Annotated in this window: 21 protein-coding genes; 9 read left to right on the top strand and 12 right to left on the bottom strand. The window is 68.7% G+C overall.

Translation table 11 applies throughout. The features are described from left to right. Both KCI33_RS15050 and KCI33_RS15045 read right to left on the bottom strand, forming a co-directional pair. The coding region (locus KCI33_RS15050; protein WP_212525629.1) for a M10 family metallopeptidase at positions 1–1782 on the bottom strand (1782 nt) is incomplete at its 3' end. A gap of 166 nt (positions 1783–1948) precedes the next feature. After that, positions 1949–2995, bottom strand: coding sequence for a replication initiator protein A (locus KCI33_RS15045; RefSeq protein WP_212525628.1), 1047 nt, complete (start codon positions 2993–2995; stop codon positions 1949–1951). A gap of 420 nt (positions 2996–3415) precedes the next feature. Between KCI33_RS15045 and KCI33_RS15040 the strand changes: the two genes are divergently transcribed. Then, positions 3416–4807: an AAA family ATPase gene (locus KCI33_RS15040; protein ID WP_212525627.1), complete on the top strand. Its 1392-nt coding sequence runs from the start codon at positions 3416–3418 to the stop codon at positions 4805–4807. Between the two features lie 118 nt (positions 4808–4925). Further along, positions 4926–5978 (top strand): ParB/RepB/Spo0J family partition protein, encoded by a 1053-nt coding sequence (locus KCI33_RS15035; protein ID WP_212525626.1) that lies wholly within the window; start codon positions 4926–4928, stop codon positions 5976–5978. 131 nt (positions 5979–6109) lie between these two features. Here the strand turns inward: KCI33_RS15035 and rfbA are convergent, their stop codons facing one another. Genes rfbA through rfbC form a run of 4 tightly spaced genes read right to left on the bottom strand, consistent with a single transcriptional unit; the run spans position 6110 to position 9444 of the window. Beyond that, positions 6110–6991, bottom strand: a complete 882-nt coding sequence (gene rfbA, locus KCI33_RS15030) for a glucose-1-phosphate thymidylyltransferase RfbA (RefSeq protein WP_212525625.1) — start codon at positions 6989–6991, stop codon at positions 6110–6112. A 1-nt stretch (position 6992) separates the two neighbouring features. Further along, on the bottom strand, positions 6993–7844 hold the full coding sequence (gene rfbD / locus KCI33_RS15025; protein ID WP_212525624.1) for a dTDP-4-dehydrorhamnose reductase: 852 nt from the start codon (positions 7842–7844) through the stop codon (positions 6993–6995). After that, positions 7841–8878 (bottom strand): dTDP-glucose 4,6-dehydratase, encoded by a 1038-nt coding sequence (rfbB, locus tag KCI33_RS15020; protein WP_212525623.1) that lies wholly within the window; start codon positions 8876–8878, stop codon positions 7841–7843. The genes rfbD and rfbB overlap by 4 nt, the downstream gene beginning before the upstream one ends. Then, positions 8875–9444, bottom strand: a complete 570-nt coding sequence (gene rfbC / locus KCI33_RS15015; protein WP_349252215.1) for a dTDP-4-dehydrorhamnose 3,5-epimerase — start codon at positions 9442–9444, stop codon at positions 8875–8877. The genes rfbB and rfbC overlap by 4 nt, the downstream gene beginning before the upstream one ends. A 167-nt stretch (positions 9445–9611) precedes the next feature. On the opposite strand from rfbC, the gene KCI33_RS15010 reads away from it, so the two are divergent. Next, positions 9612–10607 (top strand): glycosyltransferase, encoded by a 996-nt coding sequence (locus tag KCI33_RS15010; protein ID WP_212525621.1) that lies wholly within the window; start codon positions 9612–9614, stop codon positions 10605–10607. Here KCI33_RS15010 and KCI33_RS15005 read toward each other — a convergent pair. Further along, positions 10597–11325 (bottom strand): ABC transporter permease, encoded by a 729-nt coding sequence (locus tag KCI33_RS15005; RefSeq protein WP_212525620.1) that lies wholly within the window; start codon positions 11323–11325, stop codon positions 10597–10599. The genes KCI33_RS15010 and KCI33_RS15005 overlap by 11 nt on opposite strands. A 348-nt stretch (positions 11326–11673) precedes the next feature. On the opposite strand from KCI33_RS15005, the gene KCI33_RS15000 reads away from it, so the two are divergent. Together KCI33_RS15000 and KCI33_RS14995 are read left to right on the top strand one after the other, a co-directional pair. Then, complete coding sequence (locus KCI33_RS15000; protein ID WP_349252214.1) at positions 11674–12816, top strand: sugar transporter; 1143 nt, start codon at positions 11674–11676, stop codon at positions 12814–12816. A gap of 14 nt (positions 12817–12830) precedes the next feature. After that, positions 12831–13487: an ABC transporter ATP-binding protein gene (locus tag KCI33_RS14995; protein ID WP_212525619.1), complete on the top strand. Its 657-nt coding sequence runs from the start codon at positions 12831–12833 to the stop codon at positions 13485–13487. A 57-nt stretch (positions 13488–13544) separates the two neighbouring features. Here the strand turns inward: KCI33_RS14995 and KCI33_RS14990 are convergent, their stop codons facing one another. Beyond that, a complete protein-coding gene (locus KCI33_RS14990) occupies positions 13545–15512 on the bottom strand; it encodes a VWA domain-containing protein (protein WP_212525618.1) in 1968 nt (655 codons plus the stop codon). A 213-nt stretch (positions 15513–15725) separates the two neighbouring features. Between KCI33_RS14990 and glf the strand changes: the two genes are divergently transcribed. The 3 genes from glf to KCI33_RS14975 all read left to right on the top strand — a co-directional run bounded on the left by glf (position 15726) and on the right by KCI33_RS14975 (position 18380). Further along, a complete protein-coding gene (glf, locus tag KCI33_RS14985; protein ID WP_212525617.1) occupies positions 15726–16829 on the top strand; it encodes a UDP-galactopyranose mutase in 1104 nt (367 codons plus the stop codon). 95 nt (positions 16830–16924) lie between these two features. Continuing rightward, positions 16925–18058, top strand: coding sequence for a DUF2793 domain-containing protein (locus KCI33_RS14980; protein ID WP_212525616.1), 1134 nt, complete (start codon positions 16925–16927; stop codon positions 18056–18058). Between the two features lie 10 nt (positions 18059–18068). Then, on the top strand, positions 18069–18380 hold the full coding sequence (locus KCI33_RS14975; RefSeq protein WP_212525615.1) for a hypothetical protein: 312 nt from the start codon (positions 18069–18071) through the stop codon (positions 18378–18380). A 27-nt stretch (positions 18381–18407) separates the two neighbouring features. Here the strand turns inward: KCI33_RS14975 and KCI33_RS14970 are convergent, their stop codons facing one another. From KCI33_RS14970 to gmd, 3 genes are all read right to left on the bottom strand, one after another. Beyond that, on the bottom strand, positions 18408–19856 hold the full coding sequence (locus tag KCI33_RS14970) for a mannose-1-phosphate guanylyltransferase/mannose-6-phosphate isomerase (RefSeq protein ID WP_212525614.1): 1449 nt from the start codon (positions 19854–19856) through the stop codon (positions 18408–18410). Between the two features lie 26 nt (positions 19857–19882). Then, positions 19883–20851, bottom strand: a complete 969-nt coding sequence (locus KCI33_RS14965) for a GDP-L-fucose synthase (RefSeq protein WP_212525613.1) — start codon at positions 20849–20851, stop codon at positions 19883–19885. Between the two features lie 617 nt (positions 20852–21468). Next, the gene (gene gmd, locus KCI33_RS14960; protein ID WP_212525612.1) at positions 21469–22593 is read right to left on the bottom strand and encodes a GDP-mannose 4,6-dehydratase; all 1125 of its coding nucleotides are present in this window, start codon (positions 22591–22593) and stop codon (positions 21469–21471) included. A gap of 359 nt (positions 22594–22952) precedes the next feature. Between gmd and KCI33_RS14955 the strand changes: the two genes are divergently transcribed. Beyond that, positions 22953–23846 (top strand): hypothetical protein, encoded by an 894-nt coding sequence (locus KCI33_RS14955; RefSeq protein WP_212525611.1) that lies wholly within the window; start codon positions 22953–22955, stop codon positions 23844–23846. A 36-nt stretch (positions 23847–23882) separates the two neighbouring features. On the opposite strand, the gene KCI33_RS14950 is transcribed toward KCI33_RS14955, so the two are convergent. After that, the gene (locus tag KCI33_RS14950; protein ID WP_212525610.1) at positions 23883–25817 is read right to left on the bottom strand and encodes a GSCFA domain-containing protein; all 1935 of its coding nucleotides are present in this window, start codon (positions 25815–25817) and stop codon (positions 23883–23885) included. Positions 25818–25847 lie beyond the last annotated feature (30 nt).

The raw sequence follows: 25847 nt of genomic DNA, 5'->3' as shown, positions 1-25847 counted from the left end.
GTCGTTGCCGCCGTAGATCGAATCGCCGTCGGCCCCGCCCCACAGCGTGTCGTTGCCGGCGCCGCCGCCGATCCGGTTGATGCCCGGCCCGCCATAGGCCAGGTCGGCGCCGGCCCCGGTCCAGATTGTGTCATTGCCGCCCCCGGCACCCAGCGAGTCGGCCCCGTCGCCGCCATAGATCAGGTCGCCGCCACCCCCGGCCCAGACCGTGTCATTGCCCGCGCCCGCGCCCAGCGTGTCGGCGCCGTCGCCGCCATAGAGCAGGTCGTCGGCATCGCCGGCCCAGACCTGGTCGTCGCCGCCGCCGCCGCCCAGCGTGTCGGCGCCGGTCCCGCCGCGCAGGGTGTCGTTGCCATCCCCGCCATAGATCTGGTCGCGCCCGCCATTGCCGGACAGGCTGTCATGGCCGCCATTGCCCAGCAGCGTGTTGTCGGCCGCGTTGCCCAGCACGGTGTCGCTGCCCGATCCGGCCACGACCCGCTCGATCACGCTGCCCGGGGCGATGCCGAGGTTGCCGCGCAGACCGTTCACGTTCGAGAAGGTGCCGGCCCCCAGGTTGATCCGGTCGTTGCTCTGGTTGGGGGAGAGGTCCAGCGTGTCGATCCCGCCCCGGTCATAGAGGGTCAGCGCCACCGGGCCGCCGTCATAGACCGCCGGGTTCGCACCGCTGCCGAAGACCTGGTTGAACAGGACGCCCAGGGCGCCGCCGAGGTTGGAATTCGCCCCGTAGGTGGTGTCGCCGTCCGTCGCGCTGCCGGCGCCGGGCGCGCCGTAGAGGCTCTGTATCGCGACGATATCGGCCATCATCGGCGTCACCAGATAGGCGTAGCTGGCGCGGATCGAGGTGTTATCGGTCTGGCTGAAATAGGACATGCTGGAGATCTGCCAGCTGTCGTTGGAAAAGATGTTGTCCACCCCGTAGATGCCATCGGTGTTGTAGGGGCCCATATGGCCCAGGCCCAGGGCATGGCCGATTTCGTGGATGTAGGATTGCAGCGCGTAGCTGTCCATCGTCGTGCCATAGGTGTTCAGCCAGTTGACCGAGATGTTCACATCGGCCGACTGGATGGTGCTGCCCGAATAGGCGGTGGCGGTGCCGGCGCCCGGCTGGTCGTCGCCGAAGGTGATGTCGGCGGTGCCGGTGGCCTCGGCGAACCGGATGTCGGCCACCGTCTCCCAGGCGTCGAGGGCCCAGCGGGCCAGCTGCCGGCCGGCCGCGGTCAGCCCGGCCAGGTTCACCGTGATCAGGTTGCTCGCCGAGGTGTCGAAGCTGCGCGTGGCGCCCTGCCAGTAGTCGGTGGCCAGGTAATCGGCCAGTTCGACGATCGACGCGGCCTGCACCGGGGCGGCGCGCGTGACGCTCATCTCGTAGCTGCCGCTGGTGGCATCGGCATAGGCCCCGGCGGCGACGTAATAGGTGCCGCTGCGCGGTGCGGTGAAGCGCAGCGCCGATTCCAGCGTGCCGCCGGCATCGTCGTTCTGCTGGAGCAGCCTGCCGCCGTTGTCATAGAGCCGCAGATAGGGGTCCGACAGCGTGCCGCTGCCCGAGGCCGAGCCGCGCAGCGTCATCTGGTAGGTCTCGCCCGCGCTCAGCTGCACCGCGACCCAGTCGCGGTCCCCCAGCGCGCTCAGCGTGCCGGCGAACACGTCTCCGGGTTGCAGGCTGTAGGTCGTTGCCGTGCCGTCCGGGGCGTCCCCCGCCTCGATCAGACGGGCCCGTTCGGGGGCGGCGTAAACGCAGGTGGTTTCAAAGGGATTGAAGGTCGTACAAATGGTGCACATGAATGACTGATCTCTCTTTGCTCTTTCACGCCGCGGCCGCGGGTCCCCGTCCCCGGTCTCCGCGCGCCAGATGCCCCGTCATGCCCGGCCGTCGCGAAGGCCCCCACTGCCGCGCCGGCACGCTACGCAAGCCGCATGGGCCATACAAGTATGGCCTGAATATGACTCAACCCTTACCGCCCGGCGCCTCCCCGCCCGCCAGGCGGGTTTTCACCCAGCCCAGGAAGGCGCGGTCGGGGGCGTGCAGCCGCGCCCGACCCTTCGCCGCCCACCAGTCGCGCCACTCGGCCTCCAGCGCGTAGACATCCGCCCCCGGCGCCAGCGCGCGCGCCGCCTCCAGCGTCTCGACGCGCAGCAGCGGCGCGCCGGCGGTCTCGACCACCTGGCCGGCGCGGCTGAAGACGATGAGGTCGCCGGGATCCTCGCGCATCGCGTAATCCGGCAGATGGGCCTCCGCGATCATCCGGCGCAGCGCGGCGCGGAACACCCGCAGCGGCGCGGCGCTGCCGGATTTCTTGTGCAGGGTGGCAACGCTCACCCGCCATTCCGGCTGGCGCCCGCAATGTTTGCGCGCCAGTTCGTAGATGCGCCGCTCCAGCGGCTTGCGCAGGCGGAAATAGTCGCGGTTCAGCGTCAGCACCGATTTCGACAGCACCGCCCGGTAGAGCCATTCGCTGAGCGTCACCGTCACGCTGATCATCCGCCCCCCGCGCGAGCGGCGCAGGATCTCCCAGCTCTCGATCAGGCCGAAGCCGGTGGTGGTCTCCAGCCCCCCGGTGGCGAGATTGGTGGTGATCCGGGTGCCGGCCAGCCGCTCGAAAGCCTCGCGCAGCCGGGCGTAGCTGTCGCCGGAGGTGTCGCGGTTGGTCGCCACCAGCAGGTCGTGCGCCTTGAGCTGCAGCGTGCGGCCGATCTCGCGCCCCGCGTTCAGCGCCGCCATCAGCTGGCTGATGCAGTAGATCAGGATGTCCTTGTCGTGGATCGTCGCCCGCCCCTTCACCGAAGGCGTCACCTGCACCGAGATGCCGTTGTGGACATAGCTGAGGATGCGCCGGTCCGGCCGGGTCGAGAGCGAGAAGATCGGATGCTCCATCGAGCCCAAGTCGTCCTTGGGCGAGGCATCGAAGATATCGCAGATGAAGAAATCGCCCGTCGGGTGCCGGTCGGGCAGCAGCCCCCCTGCGCGTTGCGAGATATCGCCCTGCCCTGCCATGTCCGACCGCCCTGCCCTGTTGCCGCCCCTGCCCCCACCCGTTCTTGCGCGTCTTATCGGGGTTTCAGTGACACTCACCCTAAGGTTATCCCCAATCCGCGTCCAGTCAGGCTTCGGCGGATCGGAGTCGGCCCAGCGTGGGATCGGAATCGAAAGATCGGGGTTTCGGAATCGCCCCCTCCGCGAAAACCCGGCCGAACCCCGTGCAAAAGCAGGGTTTTCGTGACGCCCCGTTTTGCCGTAACCTATAAATAACAAAAAAAATAACATCCCATCGGCGGAATTTGCCCCGCCTCCGGCGCAGCGCGGGCCGCAAAACCCCCGAATCTGCTGAGAAAATCAGGGGATGTCTCCAAAATCCTTTCATGTGTGCGCTTTTGTGATATGTTGGCAAAAAATGCGAACATCGAGGCGCAGCAGATGAAAGCCGATCTCCGGGACAGCCTTCCTCCCTATTTCAACATCGACCCCGATCAGGCGCTGACCCAGCTCGGCGCGCCCACCGGCACGTCGGATTTCGACCGCATCGCGCGGGCCTGCGCGGCCGGGCGCGACGACCTTGCCAGCCGCGGCCTGGAACAGGACGGCCGGCGCAGCCTGCGCCTGTTCTCGACCTGGGAGATCACCCGCTACCTGATCCCGGTGGCCACCGGCCATTTTCGCCGCGTGCTGAAGGCCAACCCCGACCTGCCCCAGGGCCGCAGCGAGACCCCGGGCGGGGCGAAATGGTTCACCCTCGACGAGGTGCTGCGCCTGCGCGCGCATTTCGGCCAGGAGGGCTCGAAGAGCAAGGAATACCTCCCCTACCGCCCCGCCGGCCTGCCCGCCAAGATGGTCGCGGTGGCCAATTTCAAGGGCGGCGTCGGCAAGACCAGCACCGCGGCGCATCTGGCGATGTCGGCGGCGCTGGACGGCTACCGCGTGCTGGTGATCGACCTCGACAGCCAGGGCTCGATGACCTCGGTCTTCGGCGGCAGGGTGGAGGATGAATGGCAGACCGTCTTTCCGCTGCTGGCGCGCCATTACGCCACCCATCTGCGCGCCGAGAACCAGCGCCGGATCGACCGCGGCGAGGCGCCGGTGCCGCTGGACGACACCCTGGGCGCGGCGCTGGAGGTCCGGGCGCCCGACCTGGTGCAGAAGACCCACTGGCCCAATATCGACCTGCTCGGCGCGCAGCTGAACCTCTACTGGGCCGAGTTCCAGATCCCGGTCTGGCGGATGCAGGGCCGCGGCTGGAAGCTGTGGGACGCGCTGACCGACACCCTGGCCGAGGACGGGCTGCTCGACGCCTATGACGTGATCTTCCTCGATACGCCGCCGGCGCTCGGCTATCTGACCATCAACGGGCTGGCGGCGGCGGATATCCTGCTGGTGCCGATGGGCGCCTCCTTCCTCGAATTCGATTCCACCGGGCGTTTCTTCGACATGCTGCATTCGACCTTCTCCTCGATCGAGGAGGCCGAGAACATGGCCGCGCGCGCGCTGGGGCGCGACGGGCTGGCCTTCCAGTGGGACGCGGTGCGCGCGGTGGTGACCCGCTACGACGGCACCCAGCAGGCCGAGCTGGCCGCCCTGATGCAGGCCTATCTGGGCCAGACCCTGTCGCCCCACCGGCAGGATTTCACCGCCCTGATCGGCCAGGCCGGCGAGCAGGTGCAGGGCATCTACGAGGCCGATTACCGCGATTTCAACCGCGAGACCTATGTCCGCGGGCGCGAGACCTTCGACGCCACCTATGCCGCGGTCAAGGGCCTGCTTCTGGGCAGCTGGCGGCGCGACGAGCTGGCCGCGCGGGCGGCGGCGGAATGAGCGGGATGTTTCGCGCGCGAAACATTCGCCCCCTCCCCCGGCGCGCGCGCCGCTCACCGCCCGTTCAGGGCTTGCCGGCATCCTGCGGCGCGGCCCCCGAGTGCAAGGAGATCCAGACATGGCCAAGCGCAAACGCCTGACCCCGCCCAACCCCGATTACCTGGGCGCGCCGCCCGCCCCCGAGGCCGGGCTGGAGACCAAGGCGCTCTATCCCATGGGGGTGGCGCCGGGGGGCCGCGCCCGCCCCGCCCCGCCGATCGCCGACGTGGCCGCCGAGGCCTCCGCGACCGCGGCGCTGAACGAGGTGACGCAGAGCCTGACCCGCGCCCGCGAAGAGGGGCGCATGGTGCTCAGCCTGCCGCTGGAGGCGGTGCAGCTTGACTATCTCGTGCGCGACCGGATCGCTGTGGACGACGGCGAGATGACCACGCTGATGGAGTCGCTGCGCGCGCGCGGCCAGCAGACCCCGATCGAGGTCGCGGCCCTGGGCGGCGAGCGCTACGGGCTGATCTCGGGCTGGCGGCGCTGTCACGCGCTGCGCCGGCTGCAGGCGGAGACCGGCGACGGGAAATACGGCACGGTCCTGGCCCTGCTGCGCCGACCGGAGGAGTCCTCCGACGCCTATCTGGCGATGGTCGAGGAGAACGAGATCCGCGTCGGGCTGAGCTATTACGAGCGCGCCCGCATTGCCGCCAAATCGGTGGAACAGGGCGTGTTCGAGACGGAAAAGCAGGCGCTGCTGCGGCTCTACCACGCCGCTTCGCGGGCCAAGCGTTCCAAGATCCGCAGTTTCCTGACCATCGTGCAGGCGCTCGACGGCGCGCTGCGCTTTCCCGAGGCGATGGGAGAGCGCGCCGGGCTGATCCTGTCCCGCCGGCTGGAGGAAGAGCCCGACCTGGCCCCGCGCCTGCGCGCGGCGCTCGACCGGGCGCAGCCCGCCGACGCCGCGGCCGAGCGGGCCTGCCTGGAGGCGGTGCTGACCCCGCCCGCGGCTCAAAAACAGTCACTAAAGGCCGGGATAGAGACGAAACAGCCCCTCGCGCCCGTGGCCGAGCCCTGCCCCGGCGTGCGCGTCACCCCCCATGCCGACGGCCGCCTGACCCTCAGCGGCCCGGGCGTGACCGGGGATCTGCGCGCCCGGCTGCTCGACTGGCTGTCGCGCCAGGGCTGACCGCCTTCCCGCGGGGCGAAAAATTTTGGGCCGGATCAGTGCCTGATCCGGCCCTTTGCATGGAACATGCAAAACGCGAGGGATGGGATTTCGGAAATGTTTCGCGCGCGAAACATCCGGCCGGGGCGGGCTCAGTGCTTGCCCTGCAGCAGCCGTTCCAGATAGGCGCCGTAGCTGTTCTTGGCGAACATCCGCGCGCGTTCGGCCAGCTCTTCGGGGGTGATCCAGCCCTTGGCGAAGGCGATCTCCTCGGGGCTTCCGACCTGCTGGCCCTGGCGCTCCGACAGGGTGCGGACGAAATTGCCGGCGTCGAGAAGGCTGCCATGGGTGCCGGTGTCGAGCCAGGCATAGCCCCGCCCCATCTGCTGCACGCTCAGCAGCCCCTCGGCGAGATACATCTCCAGCAGGGTGGTGATCTCCAGCTCGCCGCGGGCCGAGGGGCGCACGCCGCGGGCGCGCTCGGGCGCCGTGCCGTCGAGGAAATAGAGCCCGGTCACGGCATAGGGGGAGGGCGCCACCTCGGGTTTCTCGACGATGGCGCGGGGGGTGCCGTCAGGGCCGAAATCGACCACGCCGTAGCGCTCCGGGTCGGCCACGCGGTAGCCGAAAACGGTGCCGCCCCGCGGCTGCGCGTCGGCCTCGGCCAGCCGGCGCGGCAGATCGTGGCCGAAGAAGATGTTGTCGCCCAGCACCATCGCCGAGGGCGCGCCGTTCAGAAATTCCTCGGCCAGCAGATAGGCCTGCGCCAGCCCGTCGGGGCTGGGCTGCGCGATATAGGTGAAGGACAGGCCCCATTGCCCCCCCTCGCCCAGCAGGCGGCGGAACTGGTCCTGATCCTGCGGCGTGGTGATGATCGCGATCTCGCGGATGCCGGTCAGCATGAGCACCGACAGCGGATAATAGATCATCGGCTTGTCATAGACCGGCAGCAGCTGCTTGGAGAGGCCCATCGTGATCGGGAAAAGCCGCGTGCCCGCGCCGCCTGCCAGGATGATGCCCTTGCGCTTCGTCATCTCACGCCCTTTCCAATTCCCTCAGAACCCGGTCCAGCCCGGCCCGCCAGTCCGGCTGGGTAATGCCGAAATCTGTCGCCAGCGTGGCGCAATCGAGCCGGGAATTCAGCGGCCGTTGCGCCGGCGTGGGGTAATCGGCGCTGGCGATGTCGCGGACCGCGACCGCGCGTCCGGCCCGGGCGAATGTTTCGCGCGCGAAACCGGCCCAGCTGGTGGCGGGCGCGCCGGCCAGGTGATAGGTGCCGCCCCCCTGCCCCTCGCGCAGCGCGCGGGCCATGGACAGCAGCGCCGCGGCGATGGCGTCGGCGGGCGTCGGGCCGCCGATCTGGTCGGCCACCACGTCCAGCCGGTCGCGGCTTTCGGCCAGGCGCAGCATGGTCTTCACGAAATTCGCGCCATGCGCCGAGAACACCCAGGAGCTGCGCAGGATGACATGCCGCCCGCCCGCGGCGCGGATGCCCGCCTCGCCCGCCAGTTTCGACCGGCCATAGGCGTTGAGCGGGGCCGGGGGCGCGTCGGGCCGGTGCGGCGTGGCGCCCTGCCCGGCAAAGACGTAATCGGTGGAGACATGCAGGAAGGGCACGCCGCGCTCGGCGGCGGCGCGGGCCATGGCGGCGGGCGCGGCGCCGTTGATGCGGGTCGCCAGCGCCTCCTCCTCCTCGGCGCGGTCCACCGCCGTATAGGCCGCGGCGTTGATCACCGCCTCGGCATCGGTCCGCGCGACGATCGCGGCGCAGGCCTCGGGGTCGGTCAGGTCGGCGCGGTCACGGCCGAGTGCGACGACCGCCTCGCCGCCCTGGCGGCGCAGCTCGGTGGCCACCTGGCCGGTCGTGCCGAAGACGAGGATCCTCATGCCCGGCCCAGCCTTTCGCCCAGGCCTTCGCGGGCCTGCAGGGCGCGCCACCAGCCCTCGTTGTCGAGATACCAGCGCAGCGTGCGTTCCAGCCCCTCGCGCAGCGTGACCGAGGGGCGCCAGCCCAGTTCGTCGCGGATGCGCGCGGGGGCGATCGCATAGCGCGCGTCATGGCCGGGCCGGTCCTCGACATGGGCGATCAGGCTGGAATAGGGACGATCCGCCGGCCGCATCTCGTCGAGCAGGGCACAGATCGTCCGCACCAGGTCGATGTTGCGGACCTCGTTCTCGCCGCCGATATTGTAGCTGCGCCCGACCGCGCCGCGCGCCAGAACATGCAGCAGCGCCTCGGCGTGATCCTCGACATAGAGCCAGTCGCGCACGTTTTCGCCGCGGCCGTAGACCGGGATCGGCCGGCCTGCCAGCGCGTTCAGGATCACCACCGGGATCAGCTTTTCGGGGAACTGGTAGGGGCCGTAATTGTTGGAGCAGTTGGTGACCAGAACCGGCAGCCCGTAGGTCGCGTGCCAGGCCCGCACCAGGTGGTCGGAGGCTGCTTTCGATGCGGAATAGGGACTGTTCGGGGCGTAGGGCGTCTCTTCGGTGAACTGGCCCGTGGGGCCGAGCGCGCCATAGACCTCGTCGGTGGAGACATGGTGGAAGCGGAACCCCTCGGGCCGGCCTTCGCGCAGCCAGTGGGCGCGGGCGGCCTGCAGCAGGTTGTAGGTGCCGGTCACGTTGGTCTCGATGAAGGCGCCGGGCGCGTCGATGGAGCGGTCGACATGGCTTTCGGCCGCCAGATGCAGCACCGCGTCGGGGCGGTGGCGGGCGAAAACAGTCTCTAACGCCGCCGGATCGCGGATATCGGCCTTTTCGAAGGCGTAAAGGGGGCTGTCCGAAACGCTGGCCACGTTGTCGAGGCAGGCGGCATAGGTCAGCGCGTCGAGGTTCACCACCTGATGCCCCCGGGCGACGGCCAGCCGCACCACCGCCGAGCCGATGAATCCCGCCCCGCCGGTGACCAGCAGCTTCATGCCGCGCCCTCCCAGGTGAAGGGGCTGCCGAGATCGCGCAGGGCAGGGGCCGCGGCGTCCTTGTCCGACAGCAGCGCCTCGTCCCGGGTCACGCCCCAGTCGATGCCGATCTCTGGGTCGTCGAATTGCAGCGCCCGGTCGCATTCCGGGGCGTAATAGTCACTGCATTTGTAAATGATCTCGGTGTCGTCGCTCAGCGTGACGAAGCCATGCGCGCAGCCCTCGGGGATCAGCATCTGGCGGCCGTTCTCGGCGCTCAGCTCAGCCGCCACCCACCGCCCGTACGTGGGCGAGCCGCGCCGGATGTCCACCGCCACGTCGCGAAGCGCGCCGCGCCCGCAGCGCACCAGCTTGGCCTGGGCATGCGGCGGGGCCTGGAAATGCAGCCCGCGCACCGTGCCCTTGCGGCGCGACAGCGAATGGTTGTCCTGCACGAAGTCGATGCCGATCCCGGCCGCGGCCAGCCGCGCGCGGTTCCAGCTTTCGGAGAAGAACCCGCGCTCGTCCGAAAACCGCGCGGGGGTGAGGATCTTCACGCCCGCGATGGCTGTGTCTTCGAGTTTCACCCCGCCCGCTCCTGCTGTGCCCGTTTCCTTCTGCTTAGCAACCGGGCGCCTTCCTGTCACTCGCGCAGGGCCGGGCGGCGGTTTGACACCGGGCGCGATTTGTGACCTCTGTCGCCGCGATCCGGCTGCCATCCGGCGGGCCGGCGGGCAGGCGGCGGGGCAGCGCGATGACGGCAGGCAGGGAACAGGGCGGCGGCGCCGGGCGGCTGGTGGCGGTGGTGGTCACCTACAACCGGCTGGCGATGCTGCAAAAGACGCTGGCGCGGCTGCTGGAGACCCCGCGCGAGGCGCTGGAGGCGGTGCTGATCGTCGACAACGCCTGCACCGACGGCACGACCGAATGGCTGGCGCGCCAGGACGACCCGCGGCTGCGGGTGTTGCGCAGCGAAACCAATCTCGGCGGCGCGGGCGGGTTCGAGGCCGGGATGCGCCTGGTGGTCGGGGAGATGGACCCCGACTGGATCGTGGTCATGGACGACGACGGCCGCCCCGAGCCGGGCGCGCTGGCGGCATTCCACGCGCAGGACCTCGCCGGCTGGGACGCGGTGGCCGCGGCGGTCTATTACCCCGACGGGCGGATCTGCGACATGAACCGCCCGTCGCGCAACCCGTTCTGGCACGCCCGCGTCTTCCTGCGCACGCTGGGGCAGGCCGGCGGGCGCGACGGGTTCCACATCACCCCCGCAGCCTATGAGGGCGCGGCGCGGCAGGTCGATATCTCCTCCTTCGTGGGGCTGTTCGTGTCGCGCGGCGCGGTCGCGCGGGTGGGCTACCCCGACGGGCGGCTCTTCGTCTATGGCGAGGACGGACTCTATACCCTGGCGCTGAGCCAGGCGGGCGGGCGGATCGGGTTCCTGCCGCAGGTGCGGTTCGAGCATGACTGTTCGACCTTCGAGGGGGACCGCCGGTTCCGGCCGCTGTGGAAGATCTATTACTACCACCGCAACCTGCTGTTCCTCTACCGCATGGCGGCGGGCTGGATGTTCTGGCCCCTGCTGCTGGTGGTGCTGCCGAAATGGCTGCTGAAGGCGCGCCACCACCGCGGCGAGCTGCGCCCCTTCCTGCGGCTCCTGGGGCTGGCGGTCTGGCACGGGCTGCGCCGCCGCACCGACATGCCGCATGAGCGGGTGCTGGCGGCGGCAGGGCAGGGGCTCAGGCGTTGAGGATCTCGCGGTAGTAGCGGCGCAGCAGGATCAGCCCCAGCGTCAGCAGGATCAGGGCGGTGTAGACGACGAAGGGCACCGAGACATATTCGGGGTTGTACATCGGGTAGAGCCCGGTGCGCATCAGCCCGGTGATGTGCAGCAGCGGGTTGTACCACAGGATGTCCTGCGCCATCTGCGGCAGATCCTCGTAGATATAGATCACGCCCGACATCAGGAAGAGCGGCCGGGTGGCGATCGACCAGACCATGATCCAGGTCGGATAGAGCCCGGACAGGACGCAGTTCATGGTGCCGATCCCCAGCCCCAGGAGGGCGGCCAGGGCCATGGCCTCGATCATCGGGCGCACGTCCAGGACGGTGCGGGTGTCGGTGAGGAGCAGGATCGCGGTCAGCAGGATATAGGCCACCATCGAGGCGGTCAGCAGGTTCAGCAGGAACCGCGCCAGGATCGCGTCGATCCAGGTCACCGAAGGGTAGGCCAGAAGCGGCTTGGAGAATTTCAGGGACCCGGAGACCATCAGGGAAATGTTATGGTAGAGATTGAAGGGCAGATAGCCCGAGGCGTAGAACAGGATGAAGCTGGTCCCGAGCGAGGGGGTGCGCAGCAGCAGCGAAAACCCGATGGCCAGGATCACAATCGCGGCCAGCGGTTCGAGCACCGCCCAGATATAGCCGCCCGGCGTCCGCCCGTAGCGGGTGGACATCTCGCGCAGCATCAGGGCCGCTATCGTGCGCAGCGGCGCATAGTGGCGGTTCGGCCGGAGCGCCGGGCGCGCGGGGGCAGGGGGCGGAGAGCTGGGCAAGGAGACCTCGAACGGGCTGGTGTTTTGCCGGTGAAGTATGTAGATAAAAGTCAAGGAGTTCAAATCCCTTAATGGGAAGGCAAGCTTTTGACCTCAAAAGAAAATATTGCACCGAAGAAGCCCGGGGGCAACGCTGCGCCGCAGGCGGGCGGGGGCAAGGCCCAGTCCGGGCAAGGGCAGACCAGGAAGAATGAGGGGCAGTGGACCCCTCAGCAGGGGAAGGCCCCGCAAGCTCAGAAACCGGATTCGCCGCCGGCCTCGGTGATCGAGATCAAGCCGCTGGCCCAGCCGGCCAGCATGAAGCGGCGGCACTGGGGAATTATGTTCAGCTTCCTGGTGCTGGTGCTGGCGCCGCTGGCGGCGGCCGCGATCTATCTCTGGGGGGTCAGCAGCGACCAGTATGTCTCGCGCACCGGCTTCACCGTGCGCCAGGAGGAGGGGGGGAGCGCGACCGAGCTGCTGGGCGGGCTGGCCCAGTTCGCGGGCGGCGGCGGCTCGTCGGATTCCAGCATCCTCTACGAGTTCATCCAGAGCCAGGAGATCGTCGAGGCGATCGACGACCGGCTGGACCTGGTCGCGCTCTATTCCGAAAAATGGCCCGAGGATCCGCTGTTCGCGCTCTGGCCCTCGGCCAGCATCGAGGATCTGCTGTGGTACTGGCGCCGCCTGGTGCGGGTCTCCTACGACGAGGGGTCGGGGCTGGTCGATGTGCGGGTGCGCGGCTTCTCGCCGGAGGTGGCGCGGCGCGTGGCGCAGGAGATCGTGGCCGAGAGCCAGAACATGATCAACGAGATCAACGCCGCCGCCCGCGACGACCTGATCCGCTATGCCCGGGCCGATCTCGCCGAGGCGGTGTCGCGGCTGAAGACGGCCCGCCAGGCCCTGACCGAGTTCCGCACCCGGACCCAGATCGTCGATCCCGAGGCCGACATCCAGGGCCAGATGGGGGTGATCAACAATCTCCAGCAGCAGCTGGCCGAGGCGCTGGTCGAGTTCGACCTGCTGACCGGCAGCTCCAACCCGGGCGATCCGCGCGTCACCCAGGCGCAGCGCCGCATCGACGTGATCCGCGAGCGCCTTGCGGTCGAGCGGCAGGCCTTCGCCCGGGGCGAGGTGGCCGGGATCGGCGCCGATTACCCGACGCTGATCTCGGAATACGAGGGGCTGATCGTGGACCGCGAATATGCCGAGGAAGCCTATCGCGCGGCGCTGGCGGCGCTGGATATCGCGCGCGAGAAGGCCTCGCGCCAGAGCCGCTACCTGGCCACCTATATCCGGCCGACCCTGGCGCAGAGCTCGGAATATCCGCAGCGGCTGGTCATGTTCGGCCTGGCGGCACTGTTCCTGGTCATGGTCTGGGGCATCCTGGTGCTGGTCTATTACAGCATCCGCGACCGAGGATAGGGCGGGGGCGTGCGATGATCCGGTTTGAGAACCTCAGCAAGGGGTTCTGGGTGCGGGGCAGCCGCAAGGTCGTGATCGACGACCTCAACGCGACCCTGCCCACGGGCAAGTCGCTGGCGCTGCTGGGGCGCAATGGCGCGGGCAAGTCGACGCTGCTGCAGATGATCGCCGGCACCATGCGCCCCGACAGCGGGCGCATCGTCAGCGACGGCACGATCTCCTGGCCGGTGGGGTTCAGCGGCTCGTTCCATGCCGATCTGACCGGGGCGCAGAACGTGCGCTTCATCGCCCGCATCTACGGGGTGGATACCGACAGCCTGCTCGCCTTCGTCGAGGATTTCGCCGAACTGGGCAAGCATTTCCACATGCCGGTGCGGCACTATTCCTCGGGGATGCGCTCGCGCCTGACCTTCGGGGCCTCGATGGGGATCCATTTCGACACCTATCTGGTGGACGAGGTGACGGCGGTGGGCGATGCGCTTTTCAAGCGCAAGAGCGAGGCGGTGTTCCGCGAGCGGATGAAATCCTCCAGCGCCATCCTGGTCAGCCACAGCATGCCGCAGATCCGGCAGTTCTGCGATGCGGGGGTGGTGCTGGAAAACGGCCACCTGCAGTATTTCGACGACCTGGAGGAGGCGATCGAGCTGCATCTGGAACTGATGAACCGCTGATGCGATGAGGCCCGGCGGAGTGGGGCTCCGCCGGGCCTCGGGGGCTATGTATCCGGGTCAGAAGATCAGGATGTCGTCGGCCAGGATCGACAGGTTGGTGACGCCCTGCACCACCAGCACGTCGCCGCCGCCGAAGTCGAACACCGCATTGCCGCCGGAGACGGTGGCGAAGCTGGAGACCACCTGGCTGGCGGTCAGGGTGCCGCTCCACAGGTTGTCGTTCAGCTGCAGCGTGTCGACATTGTTGGTGAAGTCGCGCACCACGTCGCGGTCGAACCCGTCGCCGAAGACGAAGACGTCCGCGTTCGCGCCCCCGGCCAGCGAGTCGTTGCCGGCGCCGCCGTTCAGGATGTCGTTGCCGGTGCCGGCCCACATGTTGTCGGCCCCGGCGCCGCCATAGAGAACGTCCCAGCCGTCGCCGCCATAGAGGCCGTCGGCGCCGGCGCCGCCATAGAGCGTGTCGCCGAGGTCGCCGCCGCCCAGGGCGTCGTTGCCGTCGCCGCCGTAGATCACGTCGCGGCCGCCCGCGCCGAACAGCCCGTCGTCCTGCTCGGCGCCGCCCAGCGTGTCGTTGCCGGCGCCGCCAAAGGCCTGATCGTTGCCGACGCCGCCCCAGAGCACGTCGTCGCCGCCCGCGCCGAGCAGCACGTCCTCGCCTTCGCCGCCGTGCATCGTGTCGGCCCCGAGACCGCCGTCGAGCCGGTCGTCGGCCTCGCCGCCGAACAGCAGGTCGTTGCCGCCCTCGCCGAACAGATCGTCCGAGCCGTCGCCGCCGAAGAGCACGTCATTGCCGTCGGTGGAGAGCGCCTCGACCACCTGGCTGGTACCCACGGCCGTGTGCGCAGCATCCGAGGCCACGGCGACGACCCGGACGGTTTCGGGGTTGACCGTGCTCAGCCCGGTCAGCGTGGCCTCGTAGCGCAGGCCGAACGGGGTCGCGGTCAGGGCCGAGGAGGGGATGGTGGCGACCCGCACGCCGTCGACGAAGATCCGCACCTCCTGCACGTCGGCGGGGGTGAGGCCGCTGCCGGTGATCGCCGCGCTCAGTGCGCCGGGGTCGGTGATCTGCGGCGCCGAATCGTTGTCCACGCCGTCATCGAGCATGTCCAGCGACTGCGGGCTGGAGCCGCTGCCGATGGGGAAGGCCCGGATCGTGGCGTCGATGCCCGAGGGGTTGATCAGGGTGCTGACCTCGTCGGCGTAGTTGGTGGTGCTGAAGGGCACGCCGTCGGACAGGAAGAAGACGTAGTTCTGCCCGTTGGTCTGGCTGTTGAAGAAGCTGATCGCCTGCTGCAGGGGCGGCTCGAAATCGGTGCCGCCCAGGGCCGTCAGGCCGCGCAGCGCCTCGTTGAGGTCGGGGATGCCGTTGCTGTTGGCGTCGGCGTTGGCCCGCATGGTCAGCGATTGCTGCACGCTGCTGTCGAAGGTGATCAGGTTGACATTGGCATTGCCGAAGCCGGCGGAGCGGATCGAATTGAGCAGCGCCAGCGCGCCGGCGATCTCGCCGTCGATGATCTCGTTGGCCGTGCCGTTGCCGTTCACGTCGCCCACCGGGGTGCCGCTATAGGTGCCGCCGGTGCTGCCCGAAACGTCCACGGCCAGCGCGATATTGACCTGGCCGCTGGTCACGGCGCCGGTGCTGACGAAGCCGCTGATCGCGTAGGACGAGGCGCCCGAGGCATCCGGTGCGGTCAGGCTGACCGAGAAATCCTGCCCCGAGGACGGGATCGTGGTGGAATTCGAGGTGGTGACCGGCGCGGTGCTGCCGCCGCTGCTGCTGCCCCGGTTGTCGCCGTAGATCGTGTCGCCGGCGGTGCCGCCTGACAGCACGTCATTGCCCGGACCGCCAAGGATCAGGTCGGGGTTCGAGCCGCCGTCGATGACATCGGCGCCGAGGCCGCCGAACAGTTGGTCATAGCCGTCGCTGCCCGCGATGATGTCGTTGCCGGCGTTTCCTGAAATGCGGTCGTCATACCGTGTGCCGAACAGGACGTCGCCTGCTCCTGTGCCATTGATAACAGCCATACTGGTCTCCCATAAAAAAGCTTAAAGCATGTCAAGGTAAAGGTTATTTCCCGAGTGCTCCCGCTTTCCTTGATCCGTGTCAAGTTCGGTTCTTTTTAGTTTCCAGAGGCGGTTCCCTGCCGACGGCCCGCCGCCCGCGCCGCGCGCCCGGTTGCGCCCGGGGGGGCGATTGCCTATGGCCTGAGGGGATCCGGGAAACTTGGAAGGGGCGCGATGAAACTTCTCATGGTGGGGGCCGGCCTGTCCGGCGCGGTGATCGGGCGGCAGCTGGCCGAGGCGGGGCACGAGATCACCGTCATCGACGGGCGGCGCCATATCGGCGGCAACTGCCATACCGAGCGCGACGGCGAGACCGGGGTCATGGTCCATGTCTACGGGCCGCATATCTTCCACACCGACGACGCCGAGGTCTGGGATTACGTCAACCGCTTCGCGACGTTCCTGCCCTATCGGAACCGGGTGAAGACCACCGCGCGGGGGCAGGTGTTCTCGCTGCCGATCAACCTGCACACCATCAACCAGTTCTACGGCAAGACCCTGCGCCCCGACGAGGCGCGCGCCTTCATCGAGGCGCAGGCCGACCGCTCGATCGCCGATCCGCAGAGCTTCGAGGAGCAGGCGCTGCGCTTCGTCGGGCCCGACCTCTACGAGGCGTTCTTCAAGGGCTACACGGAAAAGCAGTGGGGCTGCTCGCCGGCCGAACTGCCGGCCTCGATCCTGAAACGCCTGCCGGTGCGCTTCAACTACGACGACAACTATTTCTTCCACCGCTTCCAGGGCATGCCCGAAGAGGGCTACACGGCGATGATCGCGCGCATCCTCGACCATCCCGCGATTGACGTGCACCTGGAGACCTTTTTCGACGCCGACCGGGCCGGGCGCTACGACCACGTCTTCTATTCCGGCCCGCTCGACGGCTATTTCGGCTACCGGCTGGGGCGGCTGGGCTACCGCACGCTGGATTTCGAGCGCTTCACCTACCAGGGCGACTACCAGGGCTGCGCGGTGATGAATTACGGCGACCGCGACGTGCCTTACACGCGGATCACCGAGCACAAGCATTTCAGCCCCTGGGAAAGCCACGAGGGCTCGGTCTGCTACCGCGAATACAGCCGCGCGGCGGGCGAGGGCGACATCCCCTATTACCCGATCCGCCTGGTCGAGGAGAAGGTGCTGCTGGCCGAATACGAGGCGCTGGCCGCCGGGACCGAAGGGGTCAGCTTCGTCGGCCGGCTGGGCACCTACCGCTATCTCGACATGGACGTGACCATCCGCGAGGCGCTGGACGTGGCGCGCGGCTTCCTCGGGCGGGGCTGAGGCCCCCCGGGGGGCTCCGCGCGCTGCGTTTTCCGGATGACAACCAATTGCTCCCAGGGTTGCGGGCGATCCTGTCCGCTCTGGAGTTGCCATCCATGCCCGATACCTCTGCCCGGCTGTCCCTCCCCTTGCTGATGCCGTCGCAGGCGCAGAAACATGTGACCCATAACGAGGCGCTGCTGCGGCTCGACCTGCTGGTGCAGCTTGCGGTCGAGGCCTTCGGGGCCTCCACCCCGCCCGTCAGCCCGCAGGAGGGGCAGGTCTGGGCGCTGGGGGCGGCGCCGGTGGGCGACTGGGCGGGCCATGCCGACGAACTGGCGGCCTGGGTGGAGGGCGCGTGGGCCTTCATCGCGCCGCGGCCGGGCTGGCGGGCCGCGGACAAGGCCGGGCAGGCGCTGCGCCTGTGGACCGGCGCCGCCTGGGATCTGCCCACGCTTTCCGGGCTCGACGGCATCGGCGTGCAGACCGGCTATGACGCGACCAACCGGCTGGCGGTGGCCGCGCCGGCGACGCTGTTCACCCATGAGGGCGCGGACCACCGGATGAAGATCAACAAGGCGGCGGGGGCCGACACCGCCAGCCTGCTGTTCCAGACCGGCTGGTCGGGCCGGGCCGAGATGGGGACCGCCGGATCGGACGATTTCAGCATCAGGCTCAGCGCCGACGGGACGGCCTGGGTCACCGGGCTGCGCCTCGAGGCGGCGACCGGCCGGGCCAGCCTGCCCGGCGGGCTGGAGGTGACGGGACAGGTCACCGGGGACGCGGTTCAGCAGGCGGCGACGGACACCACCGCCGGGCGGCTGGCCCGGGCGGATCACGTCTACGGGCCGGGAAACCTGCTTGGCACCGCCTCGCAATCCGCCGGCACCCCCACCGGCGCCGTGATCGAGCGCGGCAGCAACGCCAACGGCGATTATGTCCGGCTCGCGGACGGGACGCAGATCTGCTGGGTGAGCAAGACCACGGCCTATATCAGCGGCTCTTACTGCGCGGCGAACTGGACATTCCCCGCCGCCTTCGCCGCGCCCCCCGTCTCGCAGATCACCCTTGCCGGGGACAGTTGGGGCACGGATGTCCCCTCCGGTCTGAGCCGCGGCGATGCAACGCCGGTGCGGGGCAACAATACGGCCACCGCATTGTCGGCGCAGGTCTGGGCGCGCAGCGGAACCGCGTTCGGCGCCGCCGACGCGCCGAAGCTCGACTGCCACGCCCTCGGCCGCTGGTTCTGAGGAGACACGCATGCATATCAGCTTTTCCCCGCAGCGCCGCGACGACACGCTCAACCTGTCGAAAAGCGGCGACATCCTGACCGTCAACGGCGCGGATTTCGATTTCTCGGATCTGGCGGAGGGCGCCGTCCTGCCGCGCGAGGCGGTGGCGTGCGACTGGCTCGCGTCGGACGTGGCGCGGGTGGGCGGGGCGATCCGCCTGACCCTGATCCTGCCGCACGGGGCCGATGCGCCGGAGGCGGTGACCTTCCCGCAGCCGATCATCCTGTCCGACGCGCCGATCCATCTGCCGGGCGACGCGCACCCGCCGGTTTCGGCCTGAACCGGGCCGCAACCGGCGGGGTGGCGCTCAGCCCTTGGCGCCCTGGCCGCGGGCGTAGACATCCTCGTAGCGGATGATGTCATCCTCGCCCAGGTAGCTGCCGGTTTGCACCTCGATCAGCACCATCGGCACCTTGCCGGGATTTTCCATCCGGTGGACCGAGCCCAGCGGGATATAGACCGACTGGTTCTCGGTCACGAGCTTGACCTCGTGGTCGATCGTCACCTTCGCGGTGCCCTCGACCACGATCCAGTGCTCGGCGCGGTGATGGTGGCTTTGCAGGCTGAGCGAGGCGCCGGGATGCACCACGATCCGCTTGACCTGGAAGCGCGGCCCCACCACCAGGCTCTCGAACCAGCCCCAGGGGCGGAAATCGCGCGGCAGGGTCTCGGCCTGGGCGACGCCCTGGTGCTTGAGCACGGCCACCGCCTTCTTGACGTCCTGGGCGCGGTCCTTGTGCGCAACCAGCACCGCGTCGGGCATGGCCACGGCGATGATGTCGTCCAGCCCGATGCCCACCAGGCGCTGGTGGGCATCCTCGGCGCGCAGCAGGGTGTTGCGGCACTCGATCGACGTGGCCGGGCCCGAGGTCACCACGCCGTCGGCATCCGGCCCGGTCTCGCGCCAGACCGCGTCCCATCCCCCAAGATCCGACCAGGCGCCGCCATAGGGCACGACCGACAGGTTGTCGGCCTTTTCCATCACCGCGTAATCGATCGAGATGTCGTCGAGCTGCCCCCAGGGCTCCGGCGCCAGCCGGGTGAAGGACAGGTCCTTCTCGGCGCCCTCGACCGCGGCGCGCACGCCTTCCAGCATGTCGGGCGCGTGGGTCTCGAAGGCGGCGATGATGGCATCGGTCGAGAACAGGAAGATCCCGGCATTCCACAGGTGCTGACCGCCCTCCAGCATGGCCTGGGCGGCGGTCGCGTCGGGCTTTTCGACAAAACGCTTCAGCTTCTGCGCGACGGGCGCGAAATCCGCGCCCGGGGCCTCGGTCATCTCCAGCCAGCCATAGCCGGTCTCGGCGCGGTCGGGGCGGATGCCGAAGGTCACCAGCTGCCCGGCCTGGGCGGTCGGCGCCGCGGCCTGGACCGCGGCGCGGAACCGCGCGCCGTCCTCGATCACATGATCGGAGGGCGCGACCAGCATCAATGCGCCGGGGGCATGGGATTCCAGCACCAGGGCGGCGGCCAGGATGGCCGGGGCGGTGTTGCGGCCCTCGGGCTCGATCAGGGTGGCGGCGGGGCCGGTCTCGATCGCGGCCAGCTGCTCGGTGACGATGAAGCGGAAATCCGAGCCGGTGATCACGATCGGCTCGGCAAACCCCTTGCCCGACAGCCGCCGCGCCGAGGCCTGGAACAGGCTCTCATCCCCGGTCAGCTGGGCGAACTGCTTGGGGTAGCTCTTGCGCGAGAGCGGCCAGAGCCGTGTGCCCGAGCCGCCACACAGAAGAAGGGGATGAATGGCCTGCGTCATGATCGAAATCCTTCATGTAAAATCGTTTAGCGGCGGAAGACATCCTGGTTGTCGAGGAACCACCGGTAGGTTTCCGGCAGCCCCTCCTCCAGCGAGATCCGCGCGCGCCAGCCCATCCCGGCCAGGCGGCTCACATCCATCAGCTTGCGCATGGTGCCGTCGGGTTTGGACGTGTCGCAGGTGATGCGGCCCTTGAAGCCGGTCACGTCGGCCACCAGCCGCGCCAGTTCGGCGATCGAGATATCCGTGCCCGAGCCCACGTTGATGTGGCTGAGCATCGGCTGGGTGTTGGCCTCGTAGGTTTCCCGCGGCAGGTCGAGCACGAAAAGCGAGGCCTCGGCCATGTCGTCGACATGCAGGAACTCGCGCCGCGGCGTGCCGGTGCCCCAGATCGTCACCTCGTCGAGACCGGCTTCGCGCGCTTCGTGGAAGCGGCGGATCAGCGCCGGCAGGACATGCGAGTTCTCGGGGTGGAAATTGTCTCCCGGCCCGTAAAGGTTGGTGGGCATCACGCTGCGGTAATCGGTGCCGTGCTGGCGGTTGTAGCTTTCGCACAGCTTGATGCCGGCGATCTTGGCGATGGCATAGGGCTCGTTGGTGGGCTCCAGCGTGCCGGTCAGCAGCGCATCCTCGCGCATCGGCTGCGGCACCGCCCTGGGATAGATGCAGCTCGACCCCAGTTGCAGCAGCCGCGTGACCCCGGCCGCGAAGGCCTGGTGGATCACGTTGCATTCGATCATCAGGTTTTCATAGATGAAATCGGCCGGGTAGATGTTGTTGGCGTGGATGCCGCCCACCTTGGCCGCGGCCAGGATCACCACGTCCGGCTTCTCGGCTGCCATGAAGTCCCGCACGGCGGCCTGGTCGGTCAGGTTCAGCTCGGCATGGGTGCGGGTGATCAGATCCAGCGCCTCGCCCGCGGCCTTGCGGGCCTCGAGCCGGCGCAGGATCGCGCCGCCCACCATTCCTCGATGACCTGCGATGAAAATACGCATGGCTTCCCTTTGCTCTGTGAAACCTGTCGGAGTCCGCCCCATTCTCTCAGTCCGCCGGTTTTGCCAGGCCGTGGCCCTGTTTGCGCAAAATCCCCGGCGCGCGGAGATCCGCCTCGGAAATTTCGGTTCTGGTGTCGGTTTCCCGGGTCATGGAAACATCTCCTTTCATGGGCCGTGCAAGCGATACCGTCTGCCCGGCGCGGCGGCGCTCAGAGCACATCGTCGTCACCTGCAAGCTCCAGCGTCCTTGCACCTCCCGTCCCGCGAATCCCGGAGACCGGTTCTTCATGCAACGGATATCCGACTTTCGAAAGATCCCGGCTGCGATGTGAAGGAAAACATCGGGCGGCGGAACAAGGCAAGGCCGAGACGATCCCACGGGATTTCGAACTTGGGATCGGGGCCGCGGATCTTCTGGAGCCTGCGGTGCGCGGGCAGGGGGAGCGTCGGGCGGGCCCGCAGTCGTCTTCGACAGCGCTCACCCGCCCGAGCAGCCTCTGGGTGCAAGGCTGCCCGCCGCGGGGATGGGAGACGAGAGAGACGGTTTGCATGGCTCCGGGGCCCCTGTTCCGGGTGTTCGGGATCTCGAGGTCTGGCGGCACAGGCCCTTTCGGCCCTCAACCGTTCTCCAGGGATACCGGCAGTTCGTAGCCGTGCTGTTTCAGGAGCGAGTGGCGCCGGGCCGTCCTGAGATCCTCGGCCACCATCTCGGCGCACATTTCCTGGGTGGTGATCTGCGGCACCCAGCCCAGTTTCTCCTTGGCCTTGGTGGGATCGCCCAGCAGGGTCTCCACCTCGGCGGGGCGGAAATAGCGCGGGTCGATGCGCACGATCGTCTGCCCGGGCTTGACCGCGGGCGCGTCCTCGCCCTCGACCGTCTCGACGATGCCGACCTCATCCACGCCCGCGCCCTCGAAACGCAGGGTGATGCCCAGCTCGGCCGCCGACCAGGTGATGAACTCGCGCACCGAATACTGCTTGCCGGTGGCGATGACGTAGTCTTCCGGCGCGTCCTGCTGCAGCATCATCCACTGCATGCGCACATAATCCTTGGCATGGCCCCAGTCGCGCAGCGCGTCGATATTGCCCATGTAGAGGCAGGGCTCGAGCCCCTGGGCGATATTGGCCAGGCCGCGGGTGATCTTGCGGGTCACGAAGGTTTCGCCGCGGCGCGGGCTCTCGTGGTTGAAGAGGATGCCGTTGCAGGCATACATGCCATAGGCCTCGCGGTAGTTCACCGTGATCCAGTAGGCGTACATCTTGGCCACCGCGTAAGGGCTGCGCGGGTGGAACGGCGTGGTCTCCTTCTGCGGAATCTCCTGCACCAGGCCGTAAAGCTCGGAGGTCGAGGCCTGGTAGAAACGGGCCTTGTCCTGCAGCCCCAGGAAGCGGATCGCCTCAAGCAGGCGCAGGGTGCCGATCGCGTCGACATCGGCCGTGTATTCCGGCGCCTCGAAACTGACCGCCACATGGGATTGCGCGCCCAGATTATAGACCTCGTCCGGCTCCACCTCGGCCAGGATGCGGGTCAGGTTCGATGTGTCGGTCAGGTCGCCGTAATGCAGCTTGAAATGCGCGTTGTTGACATGTGGGTCCTGATAGATGCTGTCGATCCGCTGGGTGTTGAACAGCGAGGCGCGGCGCTTGATGCCGTGCACTTCGTAGCCTTTTTCAAGAAGAAATTCCGCCAGATAGGATCCGTCCTGCCCTGTGATGCCTGTGATGAGGGCTTTTTTCGTCATTGCTGCATACCCACTTTTTGGTTGCGCCCGCCCCGGGGAGATGGACGCAATCGAGAAAGATGATTTCTGAACCCATTTTCGGGTAGCCAAAGCACATGCTGAACGCAACCTAAAAGCGGGAAACCGGGGGCGTGGCCCCGGAATGCGCGACCCGAAATCCGCGCGCGCCGCCGGTCCTTGGCGGCCGCGCGCGCGGCCCGGGCCGGCCGGGGGCCGGGGGCGGTGGCCCGGCAATGTTTCTGGTCTGGCGCGGCGAAATATGTTTTCTACACCGACTGAGACGGCGGCGGGCAGGACAGGTCATGGCAAGAAACCGGATTGGCGAAACACGGCGGCTCCCGGCCGCCCCGGCGCCGATGATGGCGGCGGTCCTGACCGCGGGGTGCCCGGCCCGCAAGCGGCTGGAGGCCATCGCGGCCTCCCTGCACCCGGCCCATGAGCTGGCGCTCTTCCCCGATCTGCCCGCGGCCCTCGCCGCGGCGGGCGAAGGGCCGGTCATCGTGCCCGTGACGGCCCCGGCGCGGGCGCTGGCCGCGGCCCTGGCGACAGGCCAGCCGCCGCGCCAGGCGCTCGAGGCCTGGAAAGGGCAGGCCGAGGCGCTGCTGGCGGCCTGGCGCCCTGCCAGGCGGCGGGTTGTCCTGATGGATGCGGCCGAACTGGCGCGGGGAAACGCGGCGAGCCTGGCCGTCTTGGAGGCGCGGCTCGGCTTGCAGATCCCCCGCCCGGAGCCGGCAGAGGACGCGGGCGACGGCCAGCCCCGGCCCGGGCTCATGCTGCTGCTTGCGATGGCGGTGCTGAGGTCCGATCCGGCGGCCGAGGCGCTGCTCGGGAGGCTCGAGGCCGTCTTGCACGGCCCCCGGCCCGACCCCGTGCTCGACCTGCCCGCGTTCGAGGCGATCTGGGCGGATCTGGCCGCCGCCGCCCGCGCGCCGGCCGGGTCCCCCGCCGACAGCGCCGCCGCCCTGCGGCGGGAATGCGGTCTGCTGCGTGAAAGCCTGGCGCAGACATTGGCCGAGGCCGAGGAACTGGACGCGGCCCGGACCGACGCCGAGCGCCAGGTCGCGCTTCTGCGCGAGGCGGTCGCGCAGAAGCATCTTCTCGAAACGCTGAATGACGCGCTGGAACAGCGGCTCGCCGCGAGCGAACGGCAGCGGCAGCGGCGCGAGTCCGTGCTGGGGGCCATGCTGCTGCGCGACGCCCGCCGCGGAGAGGCCGGCGCGCCGGGCGACGCCGGGAACGAGCCCGGCGCCTGAGAATGCCGCCCCGGCCGGGCCGCGCCCGCCGCCGCGTCAGGTGTCGCGGACCTGCAGTTCCTCGTCGCAGACCACGGACATCTGCCGTGAGATCTCGTCGGCGATGTCGTCGCGGCTGCGTTCCGGGGCGGGCGCGGGCCCGGCTGCGGCGGCCTCGGCCCCGGCGCCTTTCACCAGCCGCTGGCGGAACACATCCATGACATGGGCCACGCCTTCGGGCCGGATGCCGCGCAGGTCCTTCTCGAAATAGGCGCCTTGGCTGAAGGCGCCGGTGATGATCTCGTAGGAGGGGAAATACTGCACGGCGTCGAACAGGGCCGCGACCTCCTCCGCCGCGGCGCGCAGGACCGACTTGCTGTAGGTGGTCGCGCTGAGGACATCCTGATCGCCGTAGGTGGCGATCAGCGGGACCGGCGAGACGGTGAGGATCACGCGGGCCTTCGGGTTGACCCTGAGCAGCTCCCCCAGAAAGGCGATCAGATCGGCCTTTACCGCGGCATGGCCGAGGTTGAGGAAGGCGAAATTCGCCGGGTCGGCCGACTTGGTGACGGCCCCCGGCGTGACCGGATAGGCGGCGCCGTCGCGCCGGTCGATCCAGCCCTCGGTCAGGCCCAGCGTGAAGACGAAGACATCGAGCGTCTCGAACATCCGGCGCACCTTCGCCAGATGTTCGGCGCGCGCGGCCTCCAGCGCCGCGACGGTCGCGAAGGTCTCTCCGATATTGGGCCGGAACGGGTCGATGAAACCGCCCTCCACCTCCCAGGCGGTCTCCACCGGGGCGAAGGTCCCATAGGCCCGCTGGATCAGCTGCAGCAGCTGCCGGGTGGAATAGATGTTGCCGTAGCGCGCCGAGAACAGCCCATAGCCCCGCTCCTGCGCGGTCTCGCCGGACATGCCCTCGGGCGCGGGCTCGGCGACATAGTAGTTCAGCCCGTCGGCGACCATCGCCCGCGCCACATGCTGGGCGAAACAGCTGCCGGCGGTGGCGACGCGGGTGTCGCGGCCGATCACCGGCGTGATCTGCGGCCCGGGGCGCACGTCCTGCGGCGCCGGGCGGGCCACGGCGCGCGACCAGAAGGCATGGGGCGGGCGGCGCATGTAGGGGTTGTGCAAGGGCTCGGGCGCGCGCCCGGCCCATGCGGCATGGGCGGCGTCGAAACGCTCGAGGTCGCGGTCGTTGATTCGCAGATGGCCGTCGGCGGCATCGAGCTGGCGGAAGGTGCGGGCGATCATGGCCTCAAGGGAGAAGACACGATCGCCGGACTTGTAGACGTGATCGGGCCGGTCCAGCAGGTTGCGGGCGGCCGGGTGGTTGAGGTTGGGGTTTATCACGTCGCGCGCAAGTGGATCGGGCAGATGATCGGACACCGGCGCCGCGGGCAGCGCGATGCCAAGCGGCTCCAGCACGTCGCGCAGGATATCCTCGACGACGAAGGATTTCGGATGGTTGCCGATGTGAAAGAAAACGCCGCGGTCGAACCACTTGCCGAACAGGTACTCGGCGCGCGGCGTGTAGCGCGACAGGGTTTCGAGAAAGAGCCGCCGATGCGTGGCGAAATCGCTCCGATAGCCCATCGCGTCGATGAATTCGGGGTTGAACAGCCGCCTTGTCTCCGCGCGCGACAGCCCGCGTTTCCAGGCGGCCAGCATGATGCGGGAGACATTGCCCCAGAGCCCCGCAGGCGCGGAGGGCAGGGGCTGCACAACCGCCTGGTCCGGCGTCAAACCGTTGAAGATCAGGGCCGGGACCCTGATGAGACGGGGATGACTGTCGATACGCTCCCACAGGTCACTGCGATCCGGGCGGATATCCTGGGCGACGATGGCATCGAACCCGGCCAGATAGTCCCCGGTCATCCGTGAGGCATCGACCGTGTGCACCACCACATGTTCGGCGTTGTGGTCGCTCCCGGCTTCGAGAATTTGCCGGATGGATTGACCTTGGCAATTTGCAACCACAAGTAATTTCATCAAAGCCTCCGAGCCAGAATAGCCCCGATC

Source organism: Actibacterium sp. MT2.3-13A, from assembly GCF_018139985.1.
GTDB lineage: Bacteria > Pseudomonadota > Alphaproteobacteria > Rhodobacterales > Rhodobacteraceae > JAGSOU01.
This window is presented reverse-complemented; position numbering and strand designations above follow the sequence as displayed.